1 pseudogene is annotated in these 513 nt (G+C 45.6%); it reads left to right on the plus strand.

Going from position 1 to position 513, the window contains the following annotated elements:
* Positions 1-513: pseudogene (locus tag H4J62_RS20815) on the plus strand (transposase); the annotation flags it as partial.

Genomic DNA, 513 nt, shown 5'->3' on the forward strand with positions numbered 1-513 from the left:
CGACAAGCCAATAAAGAAGATAAATGCACGGGGCACTTTTGGGAAGGACGCTTTAAATCACAAGCCCTGCTCGATGAAGGGGCATTACTTGCTTGTATGGCTTATGTAGATTTAAATCCAGTGCGGGCGGGCATTGCCCCAACACCTGAGCAATCGAATTTTACCAGTATTCAACTGCGTATCAAAGCAGCCATTATCGGAGAGCAACCGACAACGTTATTACCATTTACGGGCCATGAACATCAAGAGAAAACCTCAGGTATCCGCTTTAGCTTGAAGGACTATTTAACCCTTGTAGATGAAACAGGTCGCGTAATAAGAGCAGACAAACGAGGCGCTATCGATAACAAAACCGTAAATATACTGTCAAGACTTCACATCAGCGATGAAAGTTGGCTCAAACTCACCACAAACTTTGAAGGTATATTCACTGGCGCAGTCGGCACCGCAGAGCATTTGTGTGAATTTACTGAGCACGTGGGGTTAAAGCGCGCACACGGTAAAGCAAATGCC

Origin of the sequence: Colwellia sp. BRX8-5 (genome assembly GCF_014077325.1) — a bacterium.
GTDB lineage: Bacteria > Pseudomonadota > Gammaproteobacteria > Enterobacterales > Alteromonadaceae > Colwellia_A.